We start from the raw sequence: 25,456 nt of genomic DNA, 5'->3' as shown, positions 1-25,456 counted from the left end.
GTACCAGCCAACGGACCCCGTCCTGGGGGATGGGGCACGCGAGCCTACAGCTCGACGCGTTTGCGCCAGCGTAAGCCTGGATCAGCGGGCCGGTCTATACCGGCTCGTATCAGTTTGAAAACGCTGAGGGCCGGAAAACCTCACAACCGGTCTAGACCGGGCGTCAGAGGATCTTTCTCCGGACGCTCTCCCCGCCCTGCGGCGTGCCGATCCACGGCCCCTCGATGGAGGGGTCGAGGATGCCTTCCTCGACGAACCCGTAGCGGCCGTCGAGCACGTAGCCGGCCAGGCGCACGTCGCCCGCGTCGCTGTTGTCCCAGAGCCGGTCGAACAGCGCGTCCACGCGGCGTCGTGCCTGGTTGCAGAAGGTGTCGGCGAGCTCGTACGGCCGGCGCCCGAGGTCCCTGGAGTCCTCCTCCGCCTTGACGCACACGGCGGTCATGGCGAACAGCTCGGCCCCGATGTCCACGAGCCGGCCGAGGAACGACTGCTTGTGCTCCAGCCGGCCCTGCCAGCGCGACATGCCGTAGAAGGTGGACCGTGCCAGCTTGCGGCTGGTCCGCTCCACGAAGCGCAGGTGCGCGGCCAGCGGGCCGAAGTCGCCGTACGACGCGGGCAGGTTGCCGGTGCCGGCCACCAGCGTGGGCAGCCACCTTGCGTAGAAGCGGCTGGCCCGGCGCAGGGCCTGGGCGCGTTCCTGGCGGGAGGCCTCCGGGTTGATCAGCTCCCCGGCGGCCGACAGGTGCGCGTCCACCGCCTCGCGGGTGATCATCAGGCGCATGATCTCCGAGGAGCCCTCGAAGATGCGGTTGATGCGGGAGTCGCGCAGCATCTGCTCGGCGGGCACGCCGCGCTCGCCGCGCGCCACGAGCGACTCGGCGGTCTCGTAGCCGCGGCCGCCCCTGATCTGGACCAGTTCGTCGAGCGCCTGGTAGGACAGCTCCGAGGCGTACAGCTTGGCCAGGGCCGCCTCGATCCTGATGTCGTTGCGCTGGTCGTCGGCCAGGCGGCTGGTGAGCTCGCAGAGGGCTTCGAGCGCGTACGCGCTCGCCGCGATGAACGCGATCTTCGTGGCCACGGCCTCGTGCAGGCCGACCTTGCGCCCCCATTGCACGCGCTCGTTGCCCCACTCGCGGGCGATCTTGAGCGCCCACTTGGCGTTGCCCGCGCAGGTGGCCGGCAGCGACAGGCGGCCGGTGTTCAGCGTGGTCAGGGCGATCTTCAGCCCCTGCCCCTCGCGCCCGATCAGGTTCTTGGCCGGCACCCTGACCTGGGAGAACTCGGTGACCCCGTTCTCGATGCCACGCAGCCCCATGAAGCCGTTGCGCCGCTTGACCGTGATGCCGGGAGAGTCCGCCTCGACCACGAGCGCGCTGATCTTCTTGCCGGTCCTGGCCATGACCACCAGGAGCTCGGCGACGACGCCGTTCGTGGTCCACAGCTTGACGCCGTCGAGCACGTAGTCGTCGCCGTCGCGGACGGCGGTGGTGGACAGGCGGGCCGGGTCGGAGCCGACGTCGGGCTCGGTCAGCAGGAACGCGGAGATCTCGCCCGCCGCGCACCTCGGCAGGAACTCCCGCTTCTGCTCCTCGGTGCCGAACAGCTTGAGCGGCTGCGGCACCCCGATCGACTGGTGCGCCGACAGCAGCGTGGCCAGCGCCGGGCAGTACGAGCCGACGAGTATGAGAGTGCGGCAGTAGTACAGGTAGGGCAGCCCGAGCCCGCCGTACTCCTCGCCGATCGTGATCCCGAAGGCCCCGAGCGCCGCGAGCCCCTTTACCACCTCGTCGGGCACCTGCGCGGTCCGCTCGATGAGCGCGGGATCGACGTGGGCGTCGAGGTAGCGCCGCACCGCCCTGACGAACTCCTCACCTCGCTTGGTCGCCTCTTCGGACAGCGTCGGCACGGGGTACACGAGATCCAGCCGGTAGTCGCCGAGGAAGAGCTGCTTGGCGAAGCTGGGCCGCGTCCACTCCTTCTCGCGGGCCTGCTCGCCGACCTCTCTGGATTCCGCGTACTTGGCGTGCTCGGTCATAGCACCTCCCGACGATGCGCCGTCCTGTGCTAGGAGTACTGCCCGCCTGACGGCGCCATGCGCCGTCTATCACTTGATTTTGTACGAACGGCGAGCGTTCGCGTTCAGAACCCCGATCGCCACCAGGGCGAGCACGGCGGGTACCACGAGGTAGCCGCCGCAGAACGCCAGCGCCACGAGCGACAGCCCGGCGCCGACCACGGCCGTGTTGCGGTGCCGCCCCGCGGGCAGCATCCGCACGGCCGCCACCACGCCCGCCGCCGTTACCACGGCCAGGCAGGCCGAGGTGGCCCGCATGAGCAGGTCCAGGTCCACCGCCCACACCAGCACGGGCACGCTGAGCACGGCGAGCAGCGCCAGGCTCCGGTACGGCGTCTCGCCCGGCGCCCCGCCCTTGGCGAACCAGCCCGGCAGCGCCCCGTCCCTGGCCATGGCCGCGCCCAGCCGGGAGGCCCCCGCGAGGTAGGTGTTGACCGCGCCGAAGGTCAGCAGCACCGCCACCACGCCGGTGACCGGCCGCGCTGCCGGGCCGATGCCGGTCTCCAGCATGGCGGTGAGCGGCACGCCGGTCATGCCGGGGCCGAGCACGCCGACGGAGGTGACCGACACGCCCACGTACAGGATCCCGACCACGACGAGCGTCACCGCGGTGGCCCGGACCAGGCCGTTCCCCTTGCCGGCGAACTCGGCCGACAGGTGGCTGGCCGCCTCCCAGCCGACGAAGGCGAACAGGAGCACGCCGGCCGCGTCCGCCACGCCCGCGGCGCCGTTCGGGGCGAAGGGGGTGAAGTTGCCCGGGTCGGCGTGCGGCGCGGCGGTGATCACGGCCGTGGCCAGGAGCGCCACGAGCAGGACGACGAGGCCGATCTGCAGCCGTCCCGAGGTGCGCAGCCCGGCCGCGTTGGCGGCGAAGGCGGCCCCCAGGATCAGGCAGGCGGCCAGCGTGGCGTCCATGCCCAGCGTGGCCTCGACGTACTGGCCGCCGACCAGCGCGCCGGCGACGGTGCCGATGGGGACGGCGCCGTAGAACCACCAGCCGACCACGGCGGAGGCGTGGCGGCCGAACGCGAGCCCGGCGAAGCTCGCCACTCCCCCGCCGTCGGGGTATCGGGCGCCCAGCGCGGCGAAGGTCAGCGCGACGGGGACGCTCAGCGCGAGCAGCCCGGCCCAGGCCAGTACGGACGCGGGCCCCGCGGCGGCGGCGGCGAGGTGCGGCAGCACCAGCATCCCCGGCCCCAGGACCGCCCCCACCAGCAGGGCCGTGCCGTGTCCGGCACCAATGCGATGTTCTGACATGCAGCCGAAACTAGTCCAGTCATTCGGCACCAACCCCCGTCAACCGAACGAATGGCCGGAACCACATGAGAGCATCCACCCATGGACGAACTTGATTCGGAAATCGTGCGGCTGCTCCAAACGGATGCGCGGCAGTCCAACCGGGAGCTGGCCCGGCAGCTCGGCGTCGCGCCCTCGACCTGCCTGGAGCGAGTCAGGTCGCTCACCCGGCGCGGCGTCATCCGCGGCTACCACGCCGACATCGACCCGGCCGCGCTCAACCGGAGCGTGCAGGCCATGGTCTCGGTCCAGGTACGGCCGCTGAGCCGGGCAGTGATCAACGCGTTCAAGTCGTCGGCGGCGGGGATGCCGGAAGTGATCAGCGTGTTCGTGCTGGCGGGCGGGGACGACTTCCTCCTGCACGTGGCGGTGCAGGACCTGGACCACCTGCACTCGTTCCTGCTCGACCGGCTGAGCAAGCGCAAGGAGATCGTCGGCTTCCGCACCTCGGTGATCTTCCAGCAGGTGCACAACACCGTCCCGGAGCGCCTGACCTGACTTTCGTCAGGGGTGGTTCTGGACGGTCGGCCGATCCGGAGGGCGGGGCCGGCTTTCTAGGTTTCTCTCCGTGATTGCAGTGAAGTCCCTTCTGGTCGGCCTCTCGACGGCGCTGACCCTCGCCCCCGCCCCGCAGCCGACGTCCCAGACCATCGACGCCTATCTCCGCCAGGCCATGGAGTCCACCGGGCTGCCCGGCATGTCCGTGGTCGTGACGCACAACGGCGAGGTCGTGCACGCGGCCGGCTACGGCCACGACTCCGAGGGGCGTCCCGTGACCGCGAACACCCCGATGCGCGTGGCCTCGGTCAGCAAGTCGTTCACCGCGATGGCCGTGATGACGCTCGTGGAGCGCGGCAGGATCAAGCTGGACGAGCCGGTGGCGGCGCAGCTGCCGGGGTTCAGGATGGCGGACCCGCGCGCGGCCGCGATCACCGTACGGCAGCTGCTGAACCAGACCTCCGGCCTGTCCGACACGACGGTCGACATCGCCGCGGTGGAGGGCGCCACCTCGCCGGCCGACTACACCGCCCGGCTGTCCGGCTCCAAGCTCCGCGCCGAACCCGGCACCCGGTGGGAGTACTGCAACGTCAACTACGACCTGGCCGCCCGGCTGGTCGAGGTGGCCTCCGGGCGGCCGTTCGGCGACTACCTGCGGGAGCGGGTGTTCGGCCCGCTGGGCATGAAGTCCAGCGCCGTCAGCGACCAGGTCGTCCGGCCTGCCGACGGCTACAACTCGATCTTCGGCGCCTGGCTCCCGCGTCCCGAGCTGTCCGGCTTCCTCAACGACAGCGGCTCGGGCGGGGTCATCACCACGGCCGCCGACATGGGCAAATGGCTGATCGCGCAGTCGGGCGACGGGCGCCCGCTGGTCAAGCGGGAGAGCCTGGACGCCATGCACACGCCGAGCAAGATCCGCGACTACGGCATGGGCTGGGGCGTCGAGCGGGAGACCGGGCAGCTCGTGCACTCGGGCAACCTGTTCACGTACAACGCCGTCGAGGCCCTCTCGCCCAAGACCGGCTACGGCTTCGCGGTCATGGCCAACGGGGCCGCGCTGACCGACGACACCTACACCGTCATGGAGGGGCTGACCGCCCTGAGCGAGGGCCGCGCCCCCGAGGTGCCCGGGGGCGACCGGCAGCTGTTCGAGCTGGTACTGGGCGTGCTCGCGATGGCCGCGGCGGGCCTCGGCGTCATGGGAGTGCTGCGCTCCCGGCGCTGGGCCGCCCGGCGCGCGGGCCGGCGGGCCTGGTGGCGGCTGGTGCCCGCGCTGATCCCCGTGGCCGTGCTGGCGGCCTACCCGGACCTGATCTCGTTCCTCATGAACGGGCGGGCGGTGACGTGGGCCCAGCTCACCTACTTCGCCGCGCCCCTGTCGATCATGCTGCTCGTGGCGGCGCTGTCGGGGGCGGCGGTGGTGGTGGCCCGGCTGATGGCCGCCCGGCGTTAATTCGGTTGCACGGGATTACGGCCGGCCCGTACTGTCATGGACATGCGCCTTTACCTGTGATTCACCGCTGCTCAGCAGCGAGATCGCCCGTCATCCGTTCCAGACGCGGCAGCTGAGCTTGCCGACCGGCCTCCACGAGCCGCGTCGTGAGTCTGTGTAAAGGAGCCTCCTCATGCGAGTCCGTTCATCCAGGAAAAAGAACCTTCCCGGATTGCCCGTGACGCGGCCGATGCCCAAGATGCCGCAACGGCCGATCATGCCGCCCCGGCGCATCCCGCCGAAGGGCCGCTGAGACAACTACCAGGATGGGTAGTTAGGCGAGCGCCGCCTCCACCGTACGCCAGGAGGCGGCGCTCGCGCCTTTCCTGCCTTCAGAGGCGCTCGATGATGGTGACGTTGGCCTGGCCGCCGCCCTCGCACATCGTCTGCAGCCCGTAGCGGCCGCCCGTGCGCTCGAGCTCGTGCAGGAGCTTGGTCATCAGGATCGCGCCCGTGCCGCCGAGCGGGTGGCCGAGCGCGATGGCCCCGCCGTTGGGGTTGACCTTGGCCGGGTCGGCGCCGAGCTCGTGCGTCCAGGCCAGCGGCACCGGCGCGAACGCCTCGTTGATCTCCACCACGTCGATGTCGTCGATCGACATCCCGGCCTTCTCCAGCGCCCGCCGCGTGGCGGGGATGGGCGCGGTCAGCATGTAGACCGGGTCGTCGCCCATGAGGGCGAGCTGGTGGATGCGGGCCCGCGGCGTCAGGCCGTGGTCCCTGACCGCCTGCTCGGAGGCGATCAGCAGCGCGCCGGAGCCGTCGGAGATCTGCGAGGAGGTGGCGGCGGTGATCTGGCCGCCCTCCTTGAGCGTCTTGAGCGTGGCCATCTTCTCCAGGGTCGTGTCGGCCCGCGGCCCCTCGTCGTCCTCGACGCCGTTGACGGGGGCGATCTGGTCCTTGAAGTAGCCGTTCGCGATGGCCTTGGCGGCGCGCTGGTGGGACTCGAGCGCGAACCGCTCCAGCGTCTCCCGCGTGTAACCCCACTTCTCGCACATGAGCTCCGCGCCGCGGAACTGCGAGATCTCCTGCTTGCCGTACCGTTCGACCCATTTCTCGCCGAACGGGAAGGGCATGCCCTTCTCCAGCGCGGCCGTGATCGACGAGCCCATCGGCACGATGCTCATCGACTCAACGCCGCCGGCCACGACCAGGTCCTGGGTGCCGGACATCACGCCCTGGGCGGCGAAGTGGATCGACTGCTGCGAGGAGCCGCACTGCCGGTCGATCGTGACGCCGGCGGTGGTCTCCGGCAGGCCCGCCGACAGCCAGGCGTTTCGCGCGATGTCCATGCTCTGGGGGCCGAACTGCATGACGCACCCCATGATGACGTCCTCGACCGCCGCGGGGTCGACGCCCGTGCGGTCGATCAGCGCCTTCAGCGTGTGCGCGGCCAGGTCAGTGGGGTGGACGGTGGAAAGGCCGCCCTTCTTCTTGCCGACCGGGGTGCGAACCGCCCCGACGATGTACGCCTCTGCCACAGTGCCTCCTGGAAACCGAGCATTATTCGGTTACTAGGGGCAGACTACAACAGAACGAGGTTCTACTCACGTGCGGGCGGCACCAGGTCCTCCGCCGTGTCCACCCGGAACCGCCAGCGGTCCACGACCAGCCCGTTCAGCGCCTCGGCCAGCTCCAGAGCGAGCGCGCCGAGCTTGGCGGGTTCGTCACCGCGCAACTCGATCGCGGTCAGCTCGACGGCGAAGGGCAGGAGCTCCTGCACGGCGGGCGGCTGCCCCTTCTCCGGGACGAGCACGGCCCGGATGTCACCGGCCGTGAACGCGAACTCGTCCTCCTCGTCCTGCTCCAGCAGCGGCGCCAGCTCCTCGGCGGTCGGCCGCGCCGGGAGGATGACGGCGGGGCCGCTCTCCTCCTCGTCGGCGGGGTCGGTCACCTCGCCCCGGCACACCGCGAGCCCCTTGAGCCGGAAGGCCAGGCCCTCGGCGAGATAGCGGTCGAAGAAGTTCAGCGGCAGCGGCCCCTCGGCGGCCACCCTGACCGCCCACACCTTCTCCAGCTCGCCACCGGTCAGCTCGGGCTCGGCCTCCACGGGCGCGTGCACCCGCACGTCGGTGGCCACGATGTCGTCGCCGTCCTTCTTCGCGCCGGGGTCGGCGAGCTGCACGATGCGCAGCAGCTCGGCCGGATCCGGCTTGGCGGGCAAGGCCGCCGTCGGGCCGGTACGCAGTCTCCGCTTGGCCATCCAGCCCATAGCCCGCCTCCGCGCTTGTCAGCTTCGATAGGAGCTCGTCATCGTCGCGTAGACGATGACGTTGTCGTCGTAGTGGCCGATCGTGTGATCGTAGTTCCCGCCGCAGGTGATCAGGTGAAGTTGAGCGTTCTCCTGGGGCCCGTAGACGCGCTGGGTCGGGAACGTCTTCTTGCTCGCCTGCTCGATGCCGCCCACGGTGAACACCGCGGTCGTCCTGTCCTGGCGCTGGACCTCGATGGTGTCGCCGTTCCTGAGCTCGGGCAACCTGCTGAACACCGCGCTGCGCGTCCTGGTGTCCTTGTGCCCCAGGATCACGGCCGGCCCCGCCTCACCCGGCGTGGACATGTTCCGGTACCAACCGGCCAGGTTGGGGTTCTCGGACGGAGGCACCTGGATCGTCCCGTCCTTCTTCAGCCCGACGGACATGATCGGCGCGTTGATCCCGAGCCTCTTGATCACGATCCGCTTGGGCGTGGACGGCAACATGGGGGGCGCGGGGTTGATCTGCGGCAGCGGCGGCGGCACGTCGGGGGCCGCCTGGAAGAGCGCCTGCTCGGGCTGCCCGGTGGCCTTCCCGTCCGGCTGCGCCTGCAGTTTCAGGGTCTCGCGGTTGTTGCTGGCGAGCCCGTACTCCTGGGGGGAGCTGAACACGATCACCAGCCCGGCCACGACGGTGACGACACCGGCGATGGCCGCCCCGATGAGCACGGTCCTGAGCGCCGCACTCCCCCTGTCCGCGGGCGGCGGCACGTGCCCGCCACCGCCGCCATACGGATAGTGCCCCGACATGCCCGTCAGCCCCTGGTGGCGTTACGACGCCGCATGACGAGCCCGCCGACGGCCGCGGCGCCCACCAGCGCGGTGCCGGTCAGGATGAACATCCGCCCGTCGGGCCCCGCCTCACCGCCACCACCGGTGTCGGCCCCGTCCTTGGGGGTCTTCGACTTCTTGGTGGAGCTGGAGGGGGTGACGGTCACCGTCGCGGTGCTCGTCTTGGTGGGCTTGGGGCTGGAGGTGGTTTTGGTCGGGGTGGAGGAGGTGGTCGGGGTGCCGGTGGAGGAGCCCACCGTGAAGGTGTACGTCTTGAGGCCGGTCGTGGGGGCCAGGCACTTGATCGTGGGCGAGGACGCCGAGCTGCCGAAGGCCAGGTCGCCGGCGGTGAGCGTGACGGTGCCCGTGGTGGTCGGCTTGATCTTGACGGTGACGCTGGTGGGCAGCGTGATGGCCTGACCGATGGTGACGGTGCCCAGCGTCGCCTCGCCGGTGGCGGTGGTGGGAACTCCGGCGCCGCTCGCCTTGACGGTGACGAACATCTTGGGGCTGGTGGTGGGGAAGCCGGTGGGGGCCTTCAGCGGGTCGCTGCCGGACTGGATGGTGCCGGTCCAGGTGATCGAGGCGTCGGCGTTGGCGGTGGCGCTGGTGGGCGGCGTCATGGCGACCTTGATGTTGACGTCGGCCGGATAGTCGGCGTCGCCGCCGCCGCTGACGAGGTCACAGTCATAGGCGACGACGTCATCGCCCCCGCCACCGGTCCCGATCGTGACGTCCAGGACCTCGGTCGACGTCGTCGTGCACGTCGTGACGGTCGTCGTGGCGCTGGTGATGGCCAGCTTCAGCTCGCCGGGCTTCAGGCTGACCTTGCCCGTCGCCCCGGCGGTGACCGCGATCTTGTAGGTCACGTTGCCCGCCGGCACCGTCGTCTGGCCGGAGGTGACCGTCGCGCCCGTCTTCGCGCCCGCGTCGGAGACGCTGCCGCCGGTAGGCGTCAGCGCCAGGGTGGCCTGCACGGTGGTGCTCGTCGTGGGGGCCGTCGTGAGCGTCAGCGAGGGGACGTTCACGGTCAGGTCGAAGCTCTGACCCGCCGTCGCCGTGTCGGGCGCGGTGAGCCCGACGCTGATCGAGGTGTTGCTGAACGGCCCGCCGCTGCACGTGTAGGCGAACTGCTTGGTCGCGGCTAACGCGGCCGTCGGGGTGGAGACCACGAAGACGGAGCCGACGAAGATCGCGAGGATCCCCGTCAATCCCAATGCGGACGTCTTATGGGCGAGGCGGCGCCACGCCTGGGACATAAGCACGGGTCCATCTCCGTTCAAGGCAAGTTTCAACAGTCGTGCCAGAATTCCAGCCGTTGGTCACGGTTAGGTTGAGATCCTACGAACTCACCCTGTCAAGTTCCCGTAAACCGCCAAAACCCTAGCCCTTCTTCTTGGACAGTGTCGCGTACACGACGATGTTGTCCGTGTAGCTGTGCGCCGTCTTGTTGAAGACCCCGCCGCACGTGATGAGCCGCAACTGCGCGTTGCTCGTGTTCCCGTACACCCGCGACGTCGGGAACGTCGACTTGCTCGCCTGCTCGATCCCGCTCACCGTGAAGCGCGTGACCTTGCCGTCCGCCCGGTACACGTAGATCTGGTCACCCTTGGCCAGCTCACGGAGGCGGTCGAAGACGGCGGGGCCCCTGCGGGTGCTCACGTGGCCGTTGATGATCGAGGGGCCGAGCTCGCCGGGCACCGGGGAGCCCTTGTACCAGCCCGTCTGGTTGGGCCTGGTCAGGGGCGGGGTGCCGAGCTTGCCCTTGCTGTCCACGGTGACGGCCCCGATGGGCGCGTTCACCTTGATCTTGGGAATCTTGATGCGGGTCGGCCTCGACTGGGTGGACTTGGCCTTGGCCGAGGGGATCGGGGACACGACCGGGACCGCCGGGAGCGGGGGCGGAGCGTCCAGGCGGGCCGGGGTCAGGGGGACGCCCTTGCCGCCGGGGCCCACGGTGGGCGGGAGGACGAACGCGCCTGCGTTCGCCACCTCCACCTGCGTCGGCCTGTCCTGCGCCGCCGCCAGCGTGCCCGAGGCGTCTTCCGTCGTGGTGGGCCACAGCGAGAGCATGCTCACCATGACCAGGCCGACGCCGCCCAGCGAGCCGGCGATCAGCAGTCCGGGCAACGCCCGCTGCATCGGTGTCTGCTCGGTCATCAGTGCGCTCCTCCCGCGTGCGCGGCCCTGCGCCGGCGCAGCAGCAATCCGCCGCCCGCGCCGCCGATCACCAGCGCGGCCATCAGCCCGTACGGTCTGTCCTCGCGATCCGGCGCCTCACCGCTGTCCACGCCGCCCTTGGGGGTGTTGGCGACCTGCGCCCGGTAGTACTTGGTCGCGGTCGGCCCGGTGGCCTTGGGCGTGGCCGTGGCCGAACTGGTGCCGGTGGCGCTGGGGATCACGATCACATGCCCGAGGCCGATGTCGGTGGTCCGGTGGTTCGGGGTGGTGTGGGTCCCGGTGGGCGTCGGGTTGGTCGGGTTGGTCGTCGGACTGTTCGTGGAGGTGTTCGTGGGGCTGACGGGCGGCGACTGCGTGCCGGTGGGGCCCGACTTGTCCCGTACGGTCACCACGACCGACACCGGCGAGCTGGCCAGGTGGCACTTCGCGCCGTGGTAGCCGGTGGGGGTCTTAGACGTGTTCGTCGTCACGCGGAAGGCGTCCAGCCAGGCCGGCTTGTTGGCGGCGTTCACGATCTTGATCTTGTGCTCGCCGTACTTCAGCGGCGCGGACGTCCACAGCGTCTGGCCGCCGTCGAGGTCGTCGTTGACCGGCACGTCGTCGTCGGAGCGGGAGGGGTCGACCGTGGCCCGCTTGGTGCCGTCGATGTAGATGTCGACCGGGCCCGCGTCCTTGTCGGTCGGCCCGATGTACTCCACGCCGGTCCCGATGAAGGTCAGCTCGGCGGAGGCGTTGATCTGGTCGGTCTGGTGCAGGTCGTTGTGCACGTGGTTCTCGGAGCCGGGACGGTCGTCCAGCGACACCCAGCCGCTGCTGTAGACGATCCCCATGTCCGAGGGGTTGTCGGCGTCGTCGCCGTCGTTGACCACCACGCTGCCGTCCGGCGGGGTGAAGTCCAGCTCGATGTCCTTGGGCGTGACCGTGATGGTGCCCGGCTTGTCGGTCAGGCCGGGGTCGTTCATGGTCTCGGGGAGGGACAGGTAGCCGTCGGGGCGGAGCGGGCCCTCGGGGTCGGCGCTGCCCTTGGGCTGCAGGATGCCCTGCCAGCTGCTGCTGAGCTGCACGTTGCCGGTGGCGTGCACCTGGCCGCCCGCGGGGAAGTAGCCGGGCGACTGCAGCCGGCCGTCGTTGGCGTAGTGGAGCTTCCAGGTGAAGTTGAGCGGGTCTCCGACGACCAGGTCCGTGGCGAAGGTGAGGTTGGTGGTCAGGCGGACGGGACCGTTCCTGACGATGCTGTTGGCGCCGGACGCCACACAGTTGTACTCGACGACAAGGTCGGCCGGCGCGGCGGCGGCCGGCACGCCCGGAAACACCACGATTCCTAAAGCCGCCACCGATCCGACCGATCCGGCGATCAACGCTTTGCGCCACCGACTCACGGGAGACTCCGATCAGTCACAAATAGACCGAGGGTAGATCTTAGAGTCGAAAACACCCGTAACACATGCCGATTGCGGCAACGTCCAGCACTTGTGATGAAGCCGTGTCCACAGGTATCCGCCGTACGGGGAAAGAGGGTATACCTGCGGGTAACAGAACTCTATTCGGGAGGACCCTATGCGGCGAGACCTCTTCGACGAGGAGCACCTGCTCTTCCGTGAGACCGTGCGCGAGTTCATGGCCCGCGAGGTCGTGCCGCACCACGCCCAGTGGGAGAAGGACGGCATCGTCCCGCGCGAGGTCTGGAAGAAGGCCGGGGAGCTGGGGATGTTCGGGTTCTCGGTGCCCGAGGAGTACGGCGGGGCGGGGGTCACCGACTTCCGCTACAACGCCGTGATCCTCGAGGAGACCACCCGGAACGGCGCTTCCGGGCTCGGGTTCTCGCTGCACAACGACGTCATGGCGCCGTACCTCGTGGATCTGACGAACGACGAGCAGAAGCAGCGGTGGCTGCCCGGCTTCGCGAGCGGCGGGCTGATCAGCGCGATCGCGATGAGCGAGCCGGGGGCCGGCAGCGACCTGCAGGGGATCAGGACCACGGCCGTCCGCGAGGGTGACCACTACCTGGTGAACGGGCAGAAGACGTTCATCACGAACGGGATCAACGCCGACCTGGTCGTCGTCGTGGCCAAGACCGACCCCGACGCGGGCGCCAGGGGGACCACGCTGATCGTGGTCGAGCGCGGCATGGAGGGGTTCGAGCGGGGGCGCAATCTCGAGAAGATCGGGATGAAGGCCCAGGACACGGCCGAGCTGTTCTTCGAGAACGTACGCGTGCCCGCGGCCAACCGCCTGGGCCCGCGCGACGGCGAGGGCTTCTTCCAGCTCATGAACAACCTCCCGCAGGAGCGCCTGTCGATCGCCGTGGGGGCGGTGGCCGCGGCGGAGGCCGTGCTGGAGGAGACCATCGAGTACTGCAAGACCCGGCAGGCCTTCGGGCGGAGCATCGGCTCGTTCCAGAACACCCGGTTCGTGCTGGCGGAGCTGGCCACCGAGACCGAGATCGCCCGCCACTACGTGGACAAGTGCATCCTGGCGCTCAACGCCGGGCAGCTCGACGCGGTGGACGCGGCCAAGGCCAAGTGGTGGACCACCGAGCTGCAGACCAAGGTCATCGACCGCTGCCTCCAGCTTCACGGCGGGTACGGCTACATGATGGAGTACCCGGTCGCCAAGGCGTGGCTCGACAGCCGGGTGCAGACGATCTACGGCGGCACCACCGAGATCATGAAGGAGATCATCGGCCGGTCCTTCGGTTTCTGACCGCACAGGACCGCGCGGAGGCGGTCCGCGCCGCATACTGGACAGCATGGACGGCGGCCTGATCCTCCTGGCTTTCCTGGCGTTGCTGTTCGCCTGGGGCCTCAACCGCGTGCGCCGGGCGATCCGCCTGGGGCCGGTGGGCTACGGCGGCGTGATGATCGTCTTCATCATCGTCATGCTGCTCCTCTGGGGCCAGACCAAGACCTAGCCGGACATCCCTTCGACGAAGCGGGTGAGCAGCCGGGCGAACTCCGCCCGGTCCTCCTCCGGCCACTCCTCCATGGCCGCCGCGAACGCCGCCTGCCTGGCCCGATGGGCCTGCTCCAGCGCCGCCCGCCCGGCCTCGGTCAGCACCAGCCACGCCTTGCGCCCGTCGGCCTGATCGGCCTCCCGCCTGACGAGGCCCGCCGTCACGGCCGCCGCCACCAGCCGGCTCGCCCTCGGCTGATCGACGCTGAGCGCCTGCGCGACCGTGGACACGGTGACGGACCCGTCGCCGCCCTCGATCACGTCGAGCACCTCGTACTCCGGCCCCACGGCGCCCTGCTGCCGCGCCAGCACCCGCCGGCTCTGCCGCCGCCTGATCGCGACCATCGCCCGCTCGACCGCGGCAACATACTTGTCTTCATACATATTGTTGCTACCTTACATCTATGGACAAACCTATCGGCCACTGGCTGAAGCATCTGGACAACCTGCTGGAAGACGCCATGGAGCAGGCGCTCCAGACCACCACCCGCCGGGAGTGGCAGGTGCTCAACCGGGCGGCCCTGGGAAGCACTGACACCATGCCGTTCACCGGCGTGGACGAGGCCGTGGAGCGCCTGACCGCCAAGGGCTGGCTGGCGGACGGCAGGCTCACCGACGCGGGCCGGGCCGCGCACGGCGAGATCTCCGAGAAGGTGGGTCGGTTCCGGCAACAGGTGCTCGAAGGCGTGAGCTCGCAGGAGTACCTAGCCACCGTCGACGTGCTCCGCCGCATGTCCGCCAACCTCGATCACTGGCGTATGTCCCCCGCCGGCTCAGGGGACGACCACTCGGCGAAAACCGTGGCGCCGTAGGGGGTGAGCCGCAGAACGGGGATCTCCTCCCTGAGCGGATTGCCGTCGCGGTCGATCGCGATGTCGCCGCTGGCACCCTGAACCTTGATGGTGCCGCTGCGCAGCATCGCCGCCACCTCCTGCGGCCCGAGTTTGGCCAGATCGTCCTTCGCGTACCTGTCGATGGCCTTGATCGCGACGTACACGGCGTCATGGTGCATGATCGCGTGGCCGTCGTCGAGCGATTCCGCGGGGAACAGCCGCACGTATCCTTTCTCGTCGCCGTTCCCGAACCTCGCCTTGATCGCGGGCAGGACGCGGCTGCCGTGGTCGGTGACGTTCGCGGAATGGGCCAGGGGGGTGTAGTACAGCCGGATCTTGCCGCCGTTGTCCTCCCAGATGGGGCTCTTGACGAGGTGGGCCTGCTCGCTGGTGTCGTCCCCGGCGAAGACGCTGATGTCGCGCTGCACGCAGGGGCGCGACAGGCTGAGACCGCGTAACAGCGCGGGCAGGCCTTGGGCACGGCCGGCGTAGAAGACGGCGTTGGCGTCCGAACCGCAGATCGTGTCAGCGATGTTCCCGATGACCGTGCTGGAGGCGTTGGCCGTAGAGTCGAAGGTCAGCGCCTGGCCCCGCCTCTTGGCGCCGAGGACGGGGGCGAGGGTCCTGTCATAGGCCGAGCTCAGCGTCCTGCTGTAGCTGTCGCCGGAGTTGGTGTCCATGACGACGACCGGCTTCAGCGCGGGAACGGCCCGCCGGGCGAAGCGCACGAGCGCCTCCGCCTGGTCGCTGTTCAGCGGCGCCACCCGTACCAGCGCCTGGTGACGCTGCAGTTCGTCGGAGGTGATGAGGGCCGCCACCATCGCGATGTTGTCCTTGCTGAGCCGGTCGATCACGCGTTTGGTGGCGTCGACGCTGGCCCCGAGCCCGGTGACGGCGAGGATGCGTTCGCTCTGGACACGGGCCTCCAGGTCCGCGACCGTGTCCTCCCACTCGCCCGGGGTGATGTCGCCGACGAGCAGCCTGATGTACGGGGCCGCGGCCTGCTCCCTGTTCCGCCACAGCTGCGCCAGGTGCGATCCCTGGAGAGAGTGCCGGAGAGTGCCGAGGCTCAGCCCTGTCTTGGCCACGTCACCCGACATCGGGAGCAGCACCACGATGGTGACGTACTCTCCCGGATGCTTCGCGATCACGTTGTCGTTCTCCGCGTGGATGCGCTCCATGATGTCGGCCAGGCCCGGGGCGAAGGCGTCGCTCGCGTCGGTGAGCCTGGACGGCGCGCGGAAGACGTAGGAGAGGCCCGCCGCGACGAGCACGACGACGAGGCCGACGATGACGATCGACCGCCGACGGCGTCGCTTGACGTAATCGTCGGAGGGCCCGATCTCGAGGCTAGCGCTGGGGATGTCGCTCATACGTCTCGGCCTCTCGGGTGAAGATCGAACGGCCTGTCGTCCTGAGCCCAGCGAGTTGCCTGAACTCGTGCGCGATCTCCGTCGCGCGCCGGCCGGATGGATCGAGGATGGGGTCAAGCCAGAACCATCGGGCCACCACCAGAGTCCTGATCATGGAGGCGCGGTCCCGCAGTTCCGTGTCGGCCGGGCTCACCGCCAGCGAGTCGTACAGCGCGGCCAATGGCCGGTCGAGGGGCAGGCGGTTGGGGGCCGCGGTCACCTGCTCGTAGAGCTCGACCCACTCCGACAGGCGGCTGCCGCCGCGGCCGACCACGTCGAGCTGCCCGAACCGCTCGTTCAGGAACGTCACGACGGCCTCCAGACGCGGATCGTCCCCGTCCACCACGCGGGCCAGCATGTGATGGGCGGCCGAAGCGTCGTCGGCCACTTCCTGCTTGCGGTAGAAGCTCTCCATCGTCTCGTGGACCTTGTCCCAGTGCTCCGGCTCCGCAGCGAGGTGGTGCAGCAGCAGCCTTCTGAGCCAGGGATGGATGACGGTGATCTCCTCCCCGCCGGTGGAGGAGCGCTCCCAGGTGCCTCTGCGGTTCTCCGCGGTGCTCTGCGTGGTGAGCCACAACCGCTCGGCCAGCTCGCGGCGGAGGTGCGAGGCGGTGCTTGTCCCGTCGAGCAGCGCGTTCTCGGCGTCGTCCACGTTCCTGGCCGCCGACCAGGCCATCAGCAGGTCGCGCCGGGGCAGGTGGTCGGGCATCAGACGGCGCAGGGCGTCCTTTTCGTGCAAAATGGCGCGGAACTCGTCGTCGTCCTCGGCGTTCCCGAGCAGATCGCCCAGTTTGCCGGCGGCGTACGGGTAGCCCCCGGTCAGCTCGTGGACCGCGTGCGCGTACACCGCCGCGGTCCTGCCGGTCGGCGAGCCGGGCATGAGCACGGGATACCACCAGCGCTGCGCCCCGTCACCACGCCGCCTCAGCCAGCCTTCGTACGTGGCCGCGGCGAGCTGCGGCGGCCGGCGGGCCCCCGGCGTTCCCGGGCACGCCCAGCCCGTCATCCCCTTCGGCCAGGTCTTCGACGCGGCCACGACCACCAGGGGATCCGCGCTCGCGCCGGCTTCGGAGCGCCTGGCCCTGGCGGCGACGAGCGCCTGCAGGAAGGCACTACCTGCCGGGGTGTCGGCATCGTCAAGCAGTAGGAGGCAGTTGCGCGCGTGGCGCGGCTTCGCCCACGCATGGGCGAGGTCCTCGAGAAACGCCTCGACGAGTATCCCCCACGCGTTCCCAGCCCGCTCCCCGCCGATCTCCTGCTCCTGTACGAGATTCAGGACGTCGCCGCCGAGACGTCCCGAGAGCCACATCCTGGCCACGCGGTGAACCCGATCGGCGGCCTCCAGACGGCGTCCGAGAAGCTCTGCGACAGAAACCAGCAGCTTCAGCCAGATGCCGATGTGCGGTAATAAGGAAGCGATATCTCGCCACTGCGCCGCGTCATTGGGATCAATGCGTGCCTTGCCCTGAAGACGCCGCTGCAGCTGATCTTCGAGTTGCGCACGCGATAATTCCGGATCCAGGCCGAGCACCACCAGCGTGAAGACCGTGCGGGGCAGGTGCACCTTGTTGAGCGCCGCCAGATCATAGGCGATCCGCTGGATCACGTTGGCGACGGTGCTGCCGTGCGCCGGGTGGAGCGCCAGGTTGACCACCGGAGAGGGCGGTTTCCGCACGCTACGCGAGATCTGCGCGAGGGTCGCGGTCTTCCCGGTGCCCGCCAATCCGAGCAGAAAAATGACGGGCAGTTCGTGCTGCCCGGGAGGATGAGTTCGCTGGAGGCACTCTCGCAACAGCGGGTACCAGGAGTCGTCCGCCATGAATTCCGCCATATGGCTATACCGGGAAATCGACCGCCGCTCCCTCATGAGCGCTCGATACTGGGAACCTATCCCATCCCTTTGGCAGAGTCAGATAAATTTACGAAATAGCGCTGGATTCCAGAATGACGCGGGCGACGAGGTCGGGGTCGTCACTCATGGGCACGTGACCGCACCCTTTCAACAGCTTGACCCGCTGCCCCGACCAGCGGGCCGCGCGCACGGCCTGGCGGCGCAGCAGGAGCCGGTCGTGCTCGCCCCACGCGATCGTGATGGGCGACTTCGGCGGGGCGGGCGGCATCAGGCCGGCGAACGACTCAAGCGTCTCGTCGAAGCCGCTCGCCCAGGCCAGCGCCTGCGTGGCCGCGACCTGCGCGGTCACGGAGAGCCTGGAGGGATGGGCGACGAGGATCCCGGTCGAGACGGCGCGCAGCAGCGGGTTCGCGGCCGCCTTGGCGGCGTGCCTGGAGGGGATCGACCGGGCCGAGGCCCGCAGGGTGCGCAGCACGGACTGGCAGTAGAGCAGCTCGGGCCGGGACCAGAAGCCGGCCGGCGACAGCGCGGTGGCCGTGCGTACGACGCCGCGCGAGGCCAGCTCCAGCGCGATGTAGCCGCCGAGCGAGTTGCCCGCCACGTGCGGCTCGCGCACGCCGAGCGTCGCGCAGAACGACTCGACCGCGTCGGCCAGCGACTCCGCGGTGTACGTGATGCCCTCGGGCAGCCTTGGGGATCTGCCGAAGCCGGGCAGGTCGAGCGCGATCACCGTACGGGAGGCCGCCAGGCGGTCCAGCACCGGCAGCCACCCCTGCCAGTGATGGCCGATCCCGTGGATGAGGATCAGCGGCGCGCCGGTGCCCCGTCGTTCGAAGGCCAGCTCCATAGGGCCAGCTAACCACTCACCTGCCGCGAGTGGGAATCTCGAACCAGACGGCTTTGCCTTCCCTGGTAGGACGCGATCCCCAGCGCCTGGCCAGCTGGTCGACGAGGTAGAGGCCGCGCCCGCCCTCGTCGTTCTCCCCCGCGCTGCGGATGCGCGGCAGGCGCAGGTCCTGGTCGAAGACCTCGACCCAGACCGACTCCTCGCCCCTGCGCAGCCTCAGCGTGAACTCCTTGTCGCCGACCACTTCGTCCTCGAAGCCCGGCGTGTCCCAGGACTCGTCGAACGGCAGCGGCGGCCCCTCCACGACCAGCTCCCTGCGGGGCACGCTGGCGGTGGCGGCGTGGAGCACGACGTTGGTCACGACCTCGGAGACGAGCAGGCAGGCCAGCTCGGCCCGCTCCTCGGGCACGTTCCAGCTCGAGAACGCCTCCGACGCCATGCGGCGCGCCTCACCCACCATGATCGGCTGGGCGGGGAACGTACGCTCCTCGACGTCGAGGTCGACGTCGCTGGAGCGGACGACCAGGATCGCCATGTCGTCGTCGATCTCGCCGGGCACCGCCACCGTGGCGGCGTCGGCGATGCGCTCGACCTCGGCGCCGGACATCTTGGCGAGCTTGTCGCAGAGCACGCCGAGCGTCTCTTCCTCGCTCGGCACCTGGCCGTCGCGGCCCGGGCGGCGGTCGACCAGGCCGTCGGTGTAGAGCAGCAGCGCCGCGCCCGGCGGCAGCGTGCGCGTCTCCTCCTTGTAGACCAGGTCGGCGTGCAGGCCCTTGGCGTGGACGCCGAGCGGCTGGCCGACCTCCTCGATGTCGAGCTCCACGCACTGGCCGTCGACCAGCAGCAGCGGCGGCGCGTGGCCCGCGTTGGCGAAGGACAGCTGGCGCGACCAGGCGTCGTAGACGAGGTACTGGCAGGTCACGATGGGCGGGATGCTGACCTCGGCGCCGTTGTCGTCGTGCTCGGGCGTGGCGATGATGCGGGTCCACTCGTCGAGCCTGGCCAGGATGTCGGCCGGCGACTTGTCGTCCTGCGCGAAGGCCCGCAGCGCGGCCCTGAGCTGACCCATGATGGCCGCCGCCTTGGCGCCCCGGCCCTCGACGTCGCCGATCACGATGCCGACCCGGCCCGCCGACAGCGGGATCACGTCGTACCAGTCGCCGCCGACCTGGGTCTGGATGCCCTGGCCGTGGGAGGCGAGCGGGGCCGCCGGGTAGTAGCGCACCGCGATCTGCAGGCCGTCGAGCTGCGGCAGCGCCCGGGGCAGCAGGTATTTCTGGAACGACTCCGCCGTGTGGCGCTCCTCCTCGAACAGCAGCGCGTTGTCGATGGCGAGCGCGACCCGGGTGGCGATGGCGCCCACGAAGTCGCGGTCGAAGGCGTCGTAGTGGGGGCTGCGCCGGTCGGTGAGGTTGGACAGGCCCAGGTACATCAGCCCGAGCGTCTCGCCGCGCACCAGCAGGGGGGCGACGATGGCGGAGGTCATGCCGATCTCGCCGCACAGACGGGCGCTGCCCTCGCTGGTGGCCGGGTAGCTGCTGGTGGCGAAGCTCTCGACCAGGATCGTCTCCTGGCGGCGCAGCGCCGTGTCGGCGTAGTGGCCGGAGGGGTAGCGGATCTCCGCGCCCACCGGCTTCCAGGTGCCCGTCGGCGGCGTCCAGCCCTGCACGTGCTGGGAGACCCGGCGGACGAGCCGGTCGCCCTCCATCAGCTCGATGAAGCAGTGGTCGGCGAACTGGGGGACCAGCATCTCGGCGACCCGCTTGAGCGTCTCCTCGACGTAGAGCGAGCCCGCCAGCCGCTCGCCGATGCGCTCCAGCAGGCCGAAGCGGTCCTTCTCCCGCTCGTTGCTGCGCAGCGCCTCGCGGGCCATGATGACGATGCCCGTCACCGAGCCCGAGGTGTGGCGCAGCGGCACGGCCTGGGCGCGTACGTAGATGATGGTCCCGTCGCCGCGCCTGACGTCGAACGTGCCCTCCCACACACCGCCCTTGAGCACGTGCTTGGCCAGCTCGATCGCCAGCGGGTGGTCCTTCTCCATGATCCCGAGGGACAGGACGGACGCGTCGCGCGAAGGTGACTTGCCCTGACGGCCGAAGAGCTTCTCGGCGAAGGGGTTCCAATAGAGGAGATTGCTGAAACGGTCGGTGACGATCACCGCCATCTCAGCGTGATCGAGCACAGATCCGGCACCAAGGTGATCAGCCGTTTCTTGTGACAGATCCCCCCATCGATTCATCCGGAGACCACTCCTTGGGGTGGCATGCACGCAAAGCGGACCACGGGCGCTCCTGCAACAGTCTTGGCCAGAGGGGAGTGGAGGGCCTCCCAGGAGGGATTCAACCAAGCCGCTGCGCGCGCGTCAGCGCTTGGAGACAAAAACGTGCGCGGCGACATCGCGCGGAAGCTCCGCGGGAGTGTCGTTCGCGTCACCGTCACCTGTCACCCGCACACCGTCGTCGCTCGCCGCGAGCGTCACCTCGCGTCCGGGTTGTATCCCAACTTGCTTGAGTTTAAGCATCACAGCAGGATCGCTTTGCACTTGTTCGCTAATTCGACGCACGACGACAGGCGTGTCCCTCGGCCCCGCCAGGTCTGACATCGATGTCAGCACCCCGGCGCCGCCCTCGGGGGGCTCCTTGGCGCCCAGCTCCGCGAGCCCCGGGATGGGGTTTCCGTGCGGGCAGACGGTCGGGTTGTCGAGCAGCGTCACCAGGCGGGACTCCACCGACTCCGACATGACGTGCTCCCAGCGGCACGCCTCGATGTGCACCTCTTCCCAGGGAAGGCCGATCACCTGGGTGAGCAGGCATTCGGCCAGCCGGTGCTTGCGCATGACCCGCGTGGCCAGCGTGCGGCCCAGATCGGTCATGGACAGGTGGCGGTCGCCCTCGACGCGGACCAGGCCGTCACGCTCCATGCGGGCGACGGTCTGGCTCACGGTGGGGCCGCTCTGCTGCAGACGCTCCGCGATGCGGGCACGGAGGGGGACGATGCCCTCCTCCTCGAGCTCGTAAATCGTGCGGAGGTACATCTCCGTGGTGTCGATCAGGCCGTGTGCGGTCAAGGCAGTCCTCCCAATCAAATGTTACGCCGGTCGTGGCGGGGACTGGGCCCGTCCGCAGCGGGCACAGAAGTCACAGGAACCCTATTGGGAGAACGACCGACGATGGTTAAGGACGGAAACAAAGGAGCGGCCGAGTTCCTTCCCGAGCAGCTCGATCTCGACTCGCTGCGGCGCGCGGCCGCCTGCTGCCAGGGCTGCGAGCTCTACAGGAACGCCACTCAGACGGTGTTCGGCGAGGGTCCGCAGCGGGCCCGGTTCATGCTCGTGGGAGAGGAGCCCGGCGACCAGGAGGACCGGCAGGGACACCCGTTCGTGGGCCCGGCCGGGCGCATTCTGGACAAAGGACTGGAAGAGGCGGGGATCGAGCGGGAGGACGTTTACGTCACCAACGCCGTCAAGCATTTCTCCTTCACGCTTCGCGGCAAGCGGCGCATCCACCAGAAGCCGACGGCCGCCGAGGTCAACGCCTGCCATCCGTGGCTCGACGCGGAGCTGGCCCTCGTGCGGCCGGAGGTGATCGTGGTGCTCGGGGCGACGGCGGCCAGGGCGCTGCTCGGGCGGGAGTTCCGCGTGACGCACCACCGGGGCGAGCCGGTGCCGCTCGGCGACGCGCTCGCCGTGGCCACCGTGCATCCGTCCGCCGTGCTGCGCGCGCCCGACAGGGACCAGGCGTACGCGGGCTTCCTGGCCGACCTGAAGGTGGCCGCCCAGGTCGTCTGACCTCTGACCTTTAGCGAGCCCGATAATTGCGGAAGGCGGGCACGGCCAGGCCGACGAGCAGCACCGCGACGGCGCAGGCGATGCCGCCGCCCACCCAGGCCCCGCTCACCCCCAGCGCCGTCGCCGTCGCGCCGGCCCGCAGGTCGCCCAGCCGGGGCCCGCCCGCCACGACCACCATGAACGCCCCCTGCAGGCGTCCCCGCATCTCGTCGGGCGCGTACAGCTGCAGGATGGACTGCCGCCACACCGACGAGATGACGTCCGCCACCCCGCCCACGGCCATGAACGCCACCACCAGCCAGAGCTCGCTCGCCAGCCCGGCGGCGGCCACGGCCAGGCCCCAGACGGCGATCACGACGACGAGCGCGACCCCCTGCCGCGCGACCCGCCCCACCCAGCCGGAGAACAGGGCCCCGGCCACCGAGCCGATGGCCATGGCGGAGCTCATCCAGCCGAGCGCGATCACCGAGCCGCCGAACCTGTCGGCGGCCAGCTCCGGGAAAAGCGCGCGCGGCAGGGCGAACACCATCGCGATGATGTCCACGACGAACGACATCAGCAGCACCGGGCTCCTGACGATGAAGCTGAGCCCCTCCAGCACCGCCCGGGCACCCGGACGTCGCACATCGCCCAATGGAGGCAGTGAGGGCAGTCTGAGGGCCGCGTAGAGGCTCGCGGTGAAGAGCAGGCCGTCCATCGCGTACGCCGCCGCGAACCCGCCGGAGGCCAGCACGACCGCGCCGATCATCGGGCCCGCGACCGCGCCCATGCTGTAGACCAGCGAGTTGAGCGCGTTCGCGGCGGGCACCAGCTCCTTGTCCAGGATCCTGGGTATGATCGCGCCCCTGGTCGGGCTGGTGATCGCGAAGCCGGTGGCGTTCAGGGCGACCGCCGCGAAGATCAGGTAGACGTTCCCCATGCCGGCCAGCGCCTGCCCGAGGATGAGGAGCGTCGCCGTCCACGCGATGAGCGAGCCGACGATGAGCAGCCTGCGCCGGTCCACGGCGTCGGCGACCGCCCCTCCCCACAGGCCGAAGACGATCAGCGGGATCAGGTTGGCCATCCCCAGCAGGCCCACGTAGAACGAGGAGTGGGTGAGCTCCCAGACCTGCTGGCCGACGGCCACGACGGTCGCCCCGACGCCGACGTGAGAGACGGCCTGGCCGAGCCAGAGCCGCCGGTATTCGGGCACGCCGAGCGGCCGGGTGTCTACGAGATGACGCTTGACCAGCTCCGCGATCGCCACTCCATGAACACTAAGGTGCCAGTCTTTCCAGGACCCAACCGGGTCGTGTCCGCCGATAACGGAGCCTGTCGTGCATACGGTCTAGTTGTCCCTGCCAGAACTCCATCTCGATCGGATAGACCCGGAAACCTCCCCAGAAGTCGGGCACCGGCGGACTCTCCGGCCAGCGTTCGGCCAGCTCCGCGTAGCGATCGTCCAGGTCCTCCCTGGAGCGCACGACGGCCGACTGCCGCGACGCCCAGGCGCCGATGCGCGAGCCGTACGGACGGGAGTTGTAGTACTCGGCCGACTCCTCGTGGGAGATCCGCGTCACAGTGCCCTCGATGCGTATCTGGCGGCGGATCGGATGCCAGGGGAACAGCAGTGACGCTCGGGGGTTCTCGGCCAGGTCGCGGCCCTTGCGCGACTCGTAGTTGGTGTAGAAGACGAAACCGCGTTCGTCGTAGCCCTTCAGCAGGACCGTCCTGGCGCTCGGGCGGCCGCCCGACGAGGCGGTGGCCAGGACCATGGCGTTGGGTTCCGGCAGGCCGGACTCGAGCGCGTCCTGGAGCCAGAAGGTGAATTGCTCCATGGGGTCGGACGCGAGGTCGGATTCGAGCAGCGGCCGGCCCTCGTACGTTCGGCGTAGCCCTGCCAGCACGGGCGGGCGCGGGGTGGCATCCACGAGACGGTATTCTTGCGCGCTTGCGTGGTGGATCCCATGCAACCCCCCTCACCAGCGGGTTTGGCCTTACGGCGGGTCCCGAGACCGAGCACGACCTGGGAAGGGGTTAAATTGACCCGCCGGTATCTCGACATCAAGGCATTGCCCAAACATGGCAAGGGAAAGGGAGGCGGCCGAGCATGTCCGACTTCAAACCCGGGCTCGAAGGCGTCGTAGCTTTCGAGACCGAGATCGCGGAACCGGACAAAGAAGGGGGCGCCCTTCGATACCGGGGCGTCGACATTGAGGAACTGGTCGGCCGTGTCCCGTTCGGGGCTGTCTGGGGCCTGCTGGTCGACAACAAGTTCCAGCCGGGCCTGCCCCCGGCGGAGCCGTACCCCATCCCTGTCCACTCCGGTGACATCCGCGTAGACGTGCAGAGCGCGCTGGCCATGCTGGCTCCGGCCTACGGCTTCAAGCCTCTGCTCGACATCAGTGACGAGGAGGCCCGCGACCAGCTCGCCCGTGCCTCCGTCATGGCCCTCTCCTTCGTCGCGCAGTCCGCGCGCGGCCTCGGCCTGCCCATGGTGCCGCAGAGCCGGGTCGACGAGGCCGAGACCATCGTCGAACGTTTCATGATCCGCTGGCGCGGTGAGCCTGATCCCAAGCACGTCAAGGCCATCGACGCTTACTGGACCTCCGCGGCCGAGCACGGCATGAACGCCTCCACGTTCACCGCCCGCGTCATCGCCTCCACCGGGGCCGACGTGGCTGCCGCGCTCTCCGGCGCCGTCGGCGCGATGTCGGGCCCGCTGCACGGTGGCGCCCCGGCCCGCGTCCTGCACATGATCGAGGGCGTCGAGCAGCTCGGCGACGCCAAGAAGTACGTCCAGAGCGAGCTCGACAAGGGCAACCGGCTCATGGGCTTCGGGCACCGCGTCTACCGCGCCGAGGACCCGCGCGCCCGCGTGCTCCGCCGTACCGCCAAGGAGCTCGACGCCCCCCGCTACGAGGTCGCGGCGGCGCTGGAGCAGGCCGCGCTGGACGAGCTCCACGCCCGCAAGCCCGACCGGGTGCTGGCCACCAACGTCGAGTACTGGGCGGCAGTGGTGCTGGACTTCGCCGAGGTGCCGTCCCACATGTTCACCTCGATGTTCACCTGCGCCCGCACGGCCGGCTGGGCCGCGCACATCCTGGAGCAGAAGCTCACGGGCCGCCTCGTGCGCCCGAGCGCCAACTACGTCGGCCCCGCCTCGCGTCCCTTGAGCGACGTGCCCGGCGCCGCCGAGGTCACCGGCAAGAACTGACGGGATCGGCCCCGGCG

General features: G+C 69.7%; 23 protein-coding genes. 7 read left to right on the top strand and 16 right to left on the bottom strand.

Features of this window, described 5'->3' with window-relative positions; all coding sequences use genetic code 11:
• Nucleotides 1-163: 163 nt before the first annotated feature.
• Entirely contained in the window at nucleotides 164-2,035 is a 1,872-nt protein-coding gene (locus ACFKCF_RS49785; protein ID WP_394502839.1) for an acyl-CoA dehydrogenase family protein, read from the bottom strand.
• A gap of 69 nt (nucleotides 2,036-2,104) precedes the next feature.
• Nucleotides 2,105-3,331: an APC family permease gene (locus ACFKCF_RS49780; RefSeq protein ID WP_394502837.1), complete on the bottom strand. Its 1,227-nt coding sequence runs from the start codon at nucleotides 3,329-3,331 to the stop codon at nucleotides 2,105-2,107.
• A gap of 81 nt (nucleotides 3,332-3,412) precedes the next feature.
• Between ACFKCF_RS49780 and ACFKCF_RS49775 the strand changes: the two genes are divergently transcribed.
• Both ACFKCF_RS49775 and ACFKCF_RS49770 read left to right on the top strand, forming a co-directional pair.
• The gene (locus ACFKCF_RS49775) at nucleotides 3,413-3,868 is read left to right on the top strand and encodes an Lrp/AsnC family transcriptional regulator (RefSeq protein WP_394502835.1); all 456 of its coding nucleotides are present in this window, start codon (nucleotides 3,413-3,415) and stop codon (nucleotides 3,866-3,868) included.
• 70 nt (nucleotides 3,869-3,938) lie between these two features.
• A complete protein-coding gene (locus tag ACFKCF_RS49770) occupies nucleotides 3,939-5,321 on the top strand; it encodes a serine hydrolase domain-containing protein (RefSeq protein ID WP_394502833.1) in 1,383 nt (460 codons plus the stop codon).
• Between the two features lie 371 nt (nucleotides 5,322-5,692).
• On the opposite strand, the gene ACFKCF_RS49765 is transcribed toward ACFKCF_RS49770, so the two are convergent.
• The 6 genes from ACFKCF_RS49765 to ACFKCF_RS49740 form a co-directional block, all read right to left on the bottom strand.
• Nucleotides 5,693-6,838: an acetyl-CoA C-acetyltransferase gene (locus ACFKCF_RS49765; RefSeq protein WP_394502832.1), complete on the bottom strand. Its 1,146-nt coding sequence runs from the start codon at nucleotides 6,836-6,838 to the stop codon at nucleotides 5,693-5,695.
• A 62-nt stretch (nucleotides 6,839-6,900) separates the two neighbouring features.
• Nucleotides 6,901-7,560, bottom strand: a complete 660-nt coding sequence (locus ACFKCF_RS49760) for a hypothetical protein (RefSeq protein WP_394502830.1) — start codon at nucleotides 7,558-7,560, stop codon at nucleotides 6,901-6,903.
• Between the two features lie 27 nt (nucleotides 7,561-7,587).
• Nucleotides 7,588-8,358: a class F sortase gene (locus tag ACFKCF_RS49755; protein ID WP_394502828.1), complete on the bottom strand. Its 771-nt coding sequence runs from the start codon at nucleotides 8,356-8,358 to the stop codon at nucleotides 7,588-7,590.
• 5 nt (nucleotides 8,359-8,363) lie between these two features.
• The gene (locus tag ACFKCF_RS49750; protein WP_394502826.1) at nucleotides 8,364-9,596 is read right to left on the bottom strand and encodes a hypothetical protein; all 1,233 of its coding nucleotides are present in this window, start codon (nucleotides 9,594-9,596) and stop codon (nucleotides 8,364-8,366) included.
• Nucleotides 9,597-9,762: 166 nt separating this feature from the next.
• Nucleotides 9,763-10,539 (bottom strand): class F sortase, encoded by a 777-nt coding sequence (locus tag ACFKCF_RS49745; RefSeq protein ID WP_394502824.1) that lies wholly within the window; start codon nucleotides 10,537-10,539, stop codon nucleotides 9,763-9,765.
• Entirely contained in the window at nucleotides 10,539-11,876 is a 1,338-nt protein-coding gene (locus ACFKCF_RS49740; RefSeq protein ID WP_394502822.1) for a hypothetical protein, read from the bottom strand. The genes ACFKCF_RS49745 and ACFKCF_RS49740 overlap by 1 nt, the downstream gene beginning before the upstream one ends.
• A 241-nt stretch (nucleotides 11,877-12,117) precedes the next feature.
• Here ACFKCF_RS49740 and ACFKCF_RS49735 point away from each other — a divergent pair, with 241 nt between their 5' ends.
• Together ACFKCF_RS49735 and ACFKCF_RS49730 are read left to right on the top strand one after the other, a co-directional pair.
• Entirely contained in the window at nucleotides 12,118-13,263 is a 1,146-nt protein-coding gene (locus ACFKCF_RS49735; protein ID WP_394502820.1) for an acyl-CoA dehydrogenase family protein, read from the top strand.
• A gap of 46 nt (nucleotides 13,264-13,309) precedes the next feature.
• Nucleotides 13,310-13,471 (top strand): hypothetical protein, encoded by a 162-nt coding sequence (locus ACFKCF_RS49730; protein ID WP_185070534.1) that lies wholly within the window; start codon nucleotides 13,310-13,312, stop codon nucleotides 13,469-13,471.
• Here the strand turns inward: ACFKCF_RS49730 and ACFKCF_RS49725 are convergent.
• Nucleotides 13,468-13,896 (bottom strand): MarR family winged helix-turn-helix transcriptional regulator, encoded by a 429-nt coding sequence (locus ACFKCF_RS49725; RefSeq protein ID WP_394502818.1) that lies wholly within the window; start codon nucleotides 13,894-13,896, stop codon nucleotides 13,468-13,470. The genes ACFKCF_RS49730 and ACFKCF_RS49725 overlap by 4 nt on opposite strands.
• A gap of 20 nt (nucleotides 13,897-13,916) precedes the next feature.
• On the opposite strand from ACFKCF_RS49725, the gene ACFKCF_RS49720 reads away from it, so the two are divergent.
• Entirely contained in the window at nucleotides 13,917-14,324 is a 408-nt protein-coding gene (locus ACFKCF_RS49720; RefSeq protein WP_394502817.1) for a MarR family winged helix-turn-helix transcriptional regulator, read from the top strand.
• On the opposite strand, the gene ACFKCF_RS49715 is transcribed toward ACFKCF_RS49720, so the two are convergent.
• The 5 genes from ACFKCF_RS49715 to ACFKCF_RS49695 form a co-directional block, all read right to left on the bottom strand.
• The gene (locus ACFKCF_RS49715) at nucleotides 14,261-15,718 is read right to left on the bottom strand and encodes a hypothetical protein (protein WP_394502815.1); all 1,458 of its coding nucleotides are present in this window, start codon (nucleotides 15,716-15,718) and stop codon (nucleotides 14,261-14,263) included. The genes ACFKCF_RS49720 and ACFKCF_RS49715 overlap by 64 nt on opposite strands.
• Nucleotides 15,696-17,588: a hypothetical protein gene (locus ACFKCF_RS49710; protein ID WP_394502814.1), complete on the bottom strand. Its 1,893-nt coding sequence runs from the start codon at nucleotides 17,586-17,588 to the stop codon at nucleotides 15,696-15,698. The genes ACFKCF_RS49715 and ACFKCF_RS49710 overlap by 23 nt, the downstream gene beginning before the upstream one ends.
• A gap of 88 nt (nucleotides 17,589-17,676) precedes the next feature.
• The gene (locus ACFKCF_RS49705; RefSeq protein WP_394502812.1) at nucleotides 17,677-18,456 is read right to left on the bottom strand and encodes an alpha/beta fold hydrolase; all 780 of its coding nucleotides are present in this window, start codon (nucleotides 18,454-18,456) and stop codon (nucleotides 17,677-17,679) included.
• A 16-nt stretch (nucleotides 18,457-18,472) separates the two neighbouring features.
• Nucleotides 18,473-20,695 (bottom strand): SpoIIE family protein phosphatase, encoded by a 2,223-nt coding sequence (locus ACFKCF_RS49700; protein WP_394502810.1) that lies wholly within the window; start codon nucleotides 20,693-20,695, stop codon nucleotides 18,473-18,475.
• 123 nt (nucleotides 20,696-20,818) lie between these two features.
• Nucleotides 20,819-21,523, bottom strand: a complete 705-nt coding sequence (locus tag ACFKCF_RS49695) for a metal-dependent transcriptional regulator (protein ID WP_394502808.1) — start codon at nucleotides 21,521-21,523, stop codon at nucleotides 20,819-20,821.
• Between the two features lie 102 nt (nucleotides 21,524-21,625).
• On the opposite strand from ACFKCF_RS49695, the gene ACFKCF_RS49690 reads away from it, so the two are divergent.
• Entirely contained in the window at nucleotides 21,626-22,243 is a 618-nt protein-coding gene (locus ACFKCF_RS49690) for a UdgX family uracil-DNA binding protein (protein WP_394502806.1), read from the top strand.
• Between the two features lie 10 nt (nucleotides 22,244-22,253).
• On the opposite strand, the gene ACFKCF_RS49685 is transcribed toward ACFKCF_RS49690, so the two are convergent.
• Both ACFKCF_RS49685 and pdxH read right to left on the bottom strand, forming a co-directional pair.
• A complete protein-coding gene (locus tag ACFKCF_RS49685) occupies nucleotides 22,254-23,489 on the bottom strand; it encodes an MFS transporter (protein WP_394502804.1) in 1,236 nt (411 codons plus the stop codon).
• A 10-nt stretch (nucleotides 23,490-23,499) separates the two neighbouring features.
• On the bottom strand, nucleotides 23,500-24,153 hold the full coding sequence (pdxH, locus tag ACFKCF_RS49680) for a pyridoxamine 5'-phosphate oxidase (RefSeq protein WP_394502802.1): 654 nt from the start codon (nucleotides 24,151-24,153) through the stop codon (nucleotides 23,500-23,502).
• 179 nt (nucleotides 24,154-24,332) lie between these two features.
• Between pdxH and ACFKCF_RS49675 the strand changes: the two genes are divergently transcribed.
• Nucleotides 24,333-25,439, top strand: a complete 1,107-nt coding sequence (locus ACFKCF_RS49675) for a citrate synthase 2 (RefSeq protein ID WP_185070513.1) — start codon at nucleotides 24,333-24,335, stop codon at nucleotides 25,437-25,439.
• Nucleotides 25,440-25,456: the final 17 nt, after the last annotated feature.

The organism is Nonomuraea sp. JJY05 (assembly GCF_043496855.1).
GTDB lineage: Bacteria > Actinomycetota > Actinomycetes > Streptosporangiales > Streptosporangiaceae > Nonomuraea.
Note: the sequence above shows the minus strand (reverse complement) of the source record. Positions and strands in the feature narration are given on the sequence as shown.

What these genes read in the sequence shown, in the direction of transcription:
- ACFKCF_RS49785 (WP_394502839.1), bottom strand. Translation starts at nt 2,035, where the DNA reads ATGACCGAGCACGCCAAGTACGCGGAATCCAGAGAGGTCGGCGAGCAG.
- ACFKCF_RS49780 (WP_394502837.1), bottom strand. Translation starts at nt 3,331, where the DNA reads ATGTCAGAACATCGCATTGGTGCCGGACACGGCACGGCCCTGCTGGTG.
- ACFKCF_RS49775 (WP_394502835.1), top strand. Translation starts at nt 3,413, where the DNA reads ATGGACGAACTTGATTCGGAAATCGTGCGGCTGCTCCAAACGGATGCG.
- ACFKCF_RS49760 (WP_394502830.1), bottom strand. Translation starts at nt 7,560, where the DNA reads ATGGCCAAGCGGAGACTGCGTACCGGCCCGACGGCGGCCTTGCCCGCC.
- ACFKCF_RS49755 (WP_394502828.1), bottom strand. Translation starts at nt 8,358, where the DNA reads ATGTCGGGGCACTATCCGTATGGCGGCGGTGGCGGGCACGTGCCGCCG.
- ACFKCF_RS49745 (WP_394502824.1), bottom strand. Translation starts at nt 10,539, where the DNA reads ATGACCGAGCAGACACCGATGCAGCGGGCGTTGCCCGGACTGCTGATC.
- ACFKCF_RS49735 (WP_394502820.1), top strand. Translation starts at nt 12,118, where the DNA reads ATGCGGCGAGACCTCTTCGACGAGGAGCACCTGCTCTTCCGTGAGACC.
- ACFKCF_RS49730 (WP_185070534.1), top strand. Translation starts at nt 13,310, where the DNA reads ATGGACGGCGGCCTGATCCTCCTGGCTTTCCTGGCGTTGCTGTTCGCC.
- ACFKCF_RS49725 (WP_394502818.1), bottom strand. Translation starts at nt 13,896, where the DNA reads ATGTATGAAGACAAGTATGTTGCCGCGGTCGAGCGGGCGATGGTCGCG.
- ACFKCF_RS49720 (WP_394502817.1), top strand. Translation starts at nt 13,917, where the DNA reads ATGGACAAACCTATCGGCCACTGGCTGAAGCATCTGGACAACCTGCTG.
- ACFKCF_RS49715 (WP_394502815.1), bottom strand. Translation starts at nt 15,718, where the DNA reads ATGAGCGACATCCCCAGCGCTAGCCTCGAGATCGGGCCCTCCGACGAT.
- ACFKCF_RS49710 (WP_394502814.1), bottom strand. Translation starts at nt 17,588, where the DNA reads ATGGCGGAATTCATGGCGGACGACTCCTGGTACCCGCTGTTGCGAGAG.
- ACFKCF_RS49705 (WP_394502812.1), bottom strand. Translation starts at nt 18,456, where the DNA reads ATGGAGCTGGCCTTCGAACGACGGGGCACCGGCGCGCCGCTGATCCTC.
- ACFKCF_RS49700 (WP_394502810.1), bottom strand. Translation starts at nt 20,695, where the DNA reads ATGAATCGATGGGGGGATCTGTCACAAGAAACGGCTGATCACCTTGGT.
- ACFKCF_RS49690 (WP_394502806.1), top strand. Translation starts at nt 21,626, where the DNA reads ATGGTTAAGGACGGAAACAAAGGAGCGGCCGAGTTCCTTCCCGAGCAG.
- ACFKCF_RS49675 (WP_185070513.1), top strand. Translation starts at nt 24,333, where the DNA reads ATGTCCGACTTCAAACCCGGGCTCGAAGGCGTCGTAGCTTTCGAGACC.